Annotated in this window: 4 protein-coding genes and 2 pseudogenes; all 6 read left to right on the top strand. The window is 42.2% G+C overall.

Translation table 11 applies throughout. The annotated features are described in order from the left end of the window. Positions 1-168: 168 nt before the first annotated feature. Positions 169-297, top strand: a pseudogene (locus tag Q0791_RS24230) (transposase); the annotation flags it as partial. 81 nt (positions 298-378) lie between these two features. Continuing rightward, positions 379-507: pseudogene (locus Q0791_RS24225) on the top strand (transposase); the annotation flags it as partial. Positions 508-587: 80 nt separating this feature from the next. Next, positions 588-1,580 (top strand): transposase, encoded by a 993-nt coding sequence (locus Q0791_RS24220; protein ID WP_299011832.1) that lies wholly within the window; start codon positions 588-590, stop codon positions 1,578-1,580. Between the two features lie 899 nt (positions 1,581-2,479). Next, a complete protein-coding gene (locus Q0791_RS24215) occupies positions 2,480-4,279 on the top strand; it encodes an NAD(P)-binding protein (protein ID WP_299011831.1) in 1,800 nt (599 codons plus the stop codon). A 312-nt stretch (positions 4,280-4,591) separates the two neighbouring features. Next, positions 4,592-4,969 (top strand): hypothetical protein, encoded by a 378-nt coding sequence (locus Q0791_RS24210; RefSeq protein WP_299011830.1) that lies wholly within the window; start codon positions 4,592-4,594, stop codon positions 4,967-4,969. Positions 4,970-5,139: 170 nt separating this feature from the next. Continuing rightward, on the top strand, positions 5,140-5,457 hold the full coding sequence (locus Q0791_RS24205) for a hypothetical protein (protein WP_299011829.1): 318 nt from the start codon (positions 5,140-5,142) through the stop codon (positions 5,455-5,457). The last annotated feature ends 70 nt before the right edge of the window (positions 5,458-5,527 follow it).

Below are 5,527 nucleotides of genomic sequence, written 5' to 3'. Positions count from 1 at the left end.
ATAATTATTTGCCTAGTTTGCGTTTGTAAACTAGGCTTTGAATAGTTGAACAGTCATAGGTGGGTGTGTTATGCCAAAGAAAAATAATAAAGACACCCATAATTATTTGCCTAGTTTGCGTTTGTAAACTAGGCTTTGAATAGTTGAACAGTCATAGGTGGGTGTGTTATGCCAATACCAAGAAAAGCCATTATCAGTATCGAGGACACATCTTATTATCACTGTATCTCTCGTTATGTGAGAAGAGCTTACTTGTGTGGAGAAGATAGCTACACAGGGCAGTCATATGAGGAACAACTAAGACACCCATGATTATTTGCCTAGTTTGCGTTTGTAAACTAGGCTTTGAATAGTTGAACAGTCATAGGCGGATGTGTTATGCCAATACCAAGAAAAGCCATTGTTAGTATCGAGGACACATCTTATTATCACTGTATCTCTCGTTGTGTGAGAAGAGCTTTCTTGTGTGGAGAAGATAGCTATACAGGGCAGTCATATGAGGAACAACTAAGACACCCATGATTATTTGCCTAGTTTGCGTTTGTAAACTAGGCTTTGATAGTTGAACAGTCATAGGCGGATGTGTTATGCCAATACCAAGAAAAGCCATTGTTAGTATCGAGGACACATCTTATTATCACTGTATCTCTCGTTGTGTGAGAAGAGCTTTCTTGTGTGGAGAAGATAGCTATACAGGGCAGTCATATGAGCATCGACGAGCATGGGTTGAAGAGCGTATCCTTGAACTTGGTCAGGTATTTGCAATTGATATTTGTGCTTATGCTGTCATGTCTAATCATCTGCATTTAGTTCTTTGTGTGGATATTTATGAGGCGAATGCTTGGACTGAGCTGGAGGTTGTCGAGCGCTGGCATCAGTTATTTAACGGCACTGATATTACGAGAAAGTTTGTTAAAGGCTTGCTGCTTGAAGATGGTGAAAGGATTTTATTATCTAAGACAATAGCAGAGTATCGCAGTCGGTTAAGTGATATAAGTTGGTTCATGAGAGCGTTAAATGAGCCTATTGCGCGAAAGGCTAACCTTGAAGATAAATGCAGCGGCCGTTTTTGGGAAGGGCGTTTTAAATCTCAGGCACTACTTGATGAAGCTGCAATTCTTGCTTGCATGGCCTATGTGGATTTGAATCCCATTAGGGCAAAAATAGCCGATACGCTCGAGCAGTCTGATTTTACTAGTATTCAAAGGCGAATAAAGGCTGCGTTAAAAGGAGAGCAGCCAACCAATTTATTAGCATTTGCGGGTAATGAAAGGCTTGCTATGCCTAAAGGGTTGCAGTTTCATTTGGATGACTATTTGCAGTTAGTGGATGAAACGGGGCAGCTGATCTTTAATCATAAACGTGCAGATAAACACGGTGCGATAAGCGATGCGGCAATGCCCATTCTCAATCGATTGAATATTCCACCTGATCACTGGCTTAAATTAACCACGGAATTTACGCGTTTATTTAAAGGGCCTGTAGGTCGGCTGCAAGAATTGGATGCTTATTGTGCGCATTTAGAACGAAAACGACGACAAGGTGCTGGGAGTTGTCATCGTTGGCTCGATAGTGCGTAGAACTCACCTTGAGATTTAGTTTAACCCATTAATTTCAATATCTTTTTATAATGCTGAACATCTTATGAATATTGATCAGTGATTTATTGTAAATGTAATTCAGAACGACTGATGGATTGCATATTATTATTGCTAGATTTGATGTGAGATTAACCTTTGTATGAATGATAAAGAACGAAGCGTTTATTACTCGCATGTCGATTATGGGTTTTTATGTAAGAAATTAATTATGGATGTCCGAATTAAATGTTTTTTATGTAAGAAATTAATTATGGATGTCCGAATTAAATGTTTATGTAAGAAATTAATTATGGATGTCCGAATTAAATGATTATGGATGTCCGAATTAAATGATTTCCGAATTAAATGCGAATTAAATGATGGATGTCCGAATTAAATGATGATAAATGCTGAGTATTGATTTCGGCTAAAAATTTCATTATGTTACTGATTAATAATGGCTGGCTATAAATTATTCCTTAGGATTGTATGAACAGGCATTCTGCTTCTGCTCGTTAACGGGTTCTGAACCGATGAGGCATAGAGCTGCATTTATAGTCATTTTTTAATAAGAATAATCGTTAGATATGGAAGGTAGACTATAGGGTACGCCCATAAATAATGGGTAAGCGAATACTTCATTCATCTTCGAAGATAGTCTATTTTTGTTAACCGTTAAAGAGCAGTGAATAGCGCATCTGTTCGTTTTCATTGGAAAGAAAGCTTTTTGGAGCGCTGAGTAAAAAAGCGCATTAGGCCGCTGAAAGAATGCCTTAACAGCGTGCCAAGCACTCTAGTTTAGAACTTGCCAAGCACTTTAGCTTAGAGAGTGTCGAGCACTCTGGCCGCAACAGCGAAAAAACCTCACTCAAGATTGACACTTAATAAAGGATTTTTTGATGCACTCATTTGAGACTCTGAAGGAACAACTTACCAACCTTAACCCTGCAACTCGCAAGGCGCTTTCTTCCAAGGCTGCACTGCAGCCTGTGTCTACCATAGGGAGTGGTACAAGGGAGACGGAGGCTGAGTTTGAGGAGAGTCTGACGCTTCCCGGTGAGCATGCGCATACTCGATGGCTGGTGGACGATGACCTTGATGCGGATGGTTTTCTCGATGCATTCCACAGTGCTCTGTCCGAACGGTGCGCTCGCGTGGCAGGTGCCAGCACGCCTAAGCGGATAGTGATCGCAGGGGCTGGTCCAGCAGGACTGACGACAGCAATCGAATGCGCCATGCGTGGCCATAACGTGACGGTTTTAGAGAAACACGGGCGTCCGATACGTTCGCGTATTGTGGGCATTTTTCGTCACGAGGAACGCTACCTTTCCTCCTTAGGCGCCCCTCGCTCTCTTCGTAGCGAGATTGCCCCGTCCTATGCAGACAAGAGTACCATCTGGCTCTTTGATCTGATGTTTTTTTTGCGCGTGGTGGCCCTGAAGCTTGGTGTTGTCTTGTACGAACATTGTGATGCGGTGGCCGAGGGCGGTAAGTTGTTTGCTCGGTATCACACTAACTCTAACCCAAACTCCAATCTAAACTTAAACTCTAACTCCAATCTAAACTCTAACTCCAATCTAAACTCTAACTCCAATCTAAACTTAAACCCTAACTCTAATCCAAACTTAAACCCAAACCCTCTCGCGAGTTCGTGCATGACGCGGCGTGCTGGTGTGGAACTCGTGCAGGTTGCTGACGAGATCGCATTGCCTTTTGATGTCGTGGTTGATGCTTCTGGAGGGCATAGTGCTATTCGAGAAGCTCTGGCGGGGAAAGAGTCCATTTGCGGCCTGCGAAAATTGGTACAAGAAGTTTTGAGTCCCGATGATCTGTTGACCTCTTATTTAGAGGGCTCGGGCTCCGAGTTGCATACAATCGACGATAAGATTCGAGATCATAGCGAAGACTGGAAAGCGTTCTTGACTCTGGCGTTGGCCGATGATCCAAGAGTCTTTGACGATCCCATTTGCATGGTTTGTAGCCTAGATCGTGGGATATTTACATTTGATCGTCTTCCTGATCTTTATTCTAATAATATGGTTCCTCCAGATTGGGTTTGGATACCAGAGTCTCGCGGAGATATGTTGGATCCACAGAACTGGCATGGCTTAAATCGAGGTAGCATTCGCAGAGTCCATCTCGAAGGGATGTTTCCGCGGGAAGCTAGCACACTCGTGGGATCCCCTTGGTCAATTGCTGAGCGTTTGCTCGGCGCTATGGGGGTGGGCTCCAAACTTGATAAGGAGAAAGTGGGGCGTTTTTTGAAGGAGGAGAATTCGTTCCCCTCGAGCGCGCAAAACACGGCCAGTTTCTTTCATAGCCACCTCACCGGTGTTCGATCTGGGCACACCTCTGGAAGATACGGTGAAGGTGAGTATTTTATCGTTGGCGATGCCGCGCAGTCGGCTTGGTTTCGCTTTGGCATTGGTGTTCACGACGCATGTTGGACTGGGGCCGCCGTAGCGCGCTACCTTCAAGCAAGTGATCTGAATGAGAAACAGCGCCTAATCAAGGAAACCGAACGCCGTATGGATCGCCGTAAAGTGCAGGTTCTCTTTTCAATGTTTCAGATTGAAGGCCTCCTATCTCAGCACCCGGTTATGAGAAAGGTGCTTGATGGTTCTCGAGGCGAAGCGTTCTTGCATCATTATGACGGCTGGCAACGCCGACCTAAGCCGATTTCTAACGCGGGTGGATGAGACAGCGATAAAGCGTGGGTGGGCGTTAGCTTAAACAGAGAAAAGAGAATAATGAAGACATAGATGTCTTGATAAGTTTTGTTTCATCGATTTCAGGCAGGGTTGTCGAGCATATGCAGAATACAGAACTTATGCGTCATTAAGATAAAGGTTTTATTTGAACGATAGGATTAGACTTTGAATGATAACTATTTTACAACAATAGGTTAGCAGTATACTATCGTTCAATTATTTGTTTTGAAAAAGAGGAAGCAGTTTGGAAGATTATCTTGCTGTTGTTGAATAAGTTGTTATGTGAAGATGGAGTTTCAGTTGAATCAAATTGAAGTCGATATATTGAAATGGCTTGCCCAAGAGTACCCTGAGTATGAGATCGAAAATATCATTCAACAACTTCAAGTAACAGAGCGAGAAGATACTGGTGTAGGGCTTATAACAACCTTTAAGCTGAATGTACGCTTGAAGGCTCAAGGGGCAAATCTTGATACCTGTGCTTACCATCTCATTGGCCCATTAATAAAATCAACTGACTTAAGTGATGGAGCTGAAACTTATGTCACTATTGAAAATAATATGATTACTTGCATAGAAATGTTGTCTAGGGGGGCTGGGTCTCCAGCCAATATACATTTTTATGAATTAGTAGATGAAGATGTTAATTTTGTAGATGATATTTATAGCGTGTCATAAGCTTAGGCCGCTGGTTCCTTCTCCGTGACAAGCAGCGGTCGCTTTAAGTCAAAAATAGAATAAATGAAGTTAAGGTTAAAGTGATATTTTTACGTATATTGCATATTTTGATTTTTCTTTGTATTCCGTTTAGTACTGCTTCTACAGAGCTGAGTAATGAGGAGCTGCAAATGCAAAAAAAAGCATTACGAAAGTATTTAGAGGAGCTATTAGATCAAGATGTATGCTCTTTTGCTCCAGCTATCAATAAACTGGAACCTAAAGAAGCAATCAGGCATGCTCAAGGTGACTATGATAAAAATGACATCTATTTTTATAGTGTTGCCGATGGTTTTGCTCCTAGTCGTCCGGGTTTTGAGTTTGAATTTTCCAGGTGTGTTATTTTTGATGCTAAATGGAAGTCTATTAATGTTGGTGGTGATGCCATTGTGTGCAAAGAACACGACTCACTCAGCCAAAAGGCTAATAATACCAATTCCATTATATAAGTGATCTTTCAGCGGGAATTCAACATACTGTAGGCAAGGTCGTTAATTGCTCCTGCATTAACAGACAGTC

The organism is uncultured Shewanella sp. (assembly GCF_947495455.1).
Taxonomy (GTDB): Bacteria; Pseudomonadota; Gammaproteobacteria; order Enterobacterales; family Shewanellaceae; genus Shewanella.
Note: the sequence above shows the minus strand (reverse complement) of the source record. Positions and strands in the feature narration are given on the sequence as shown.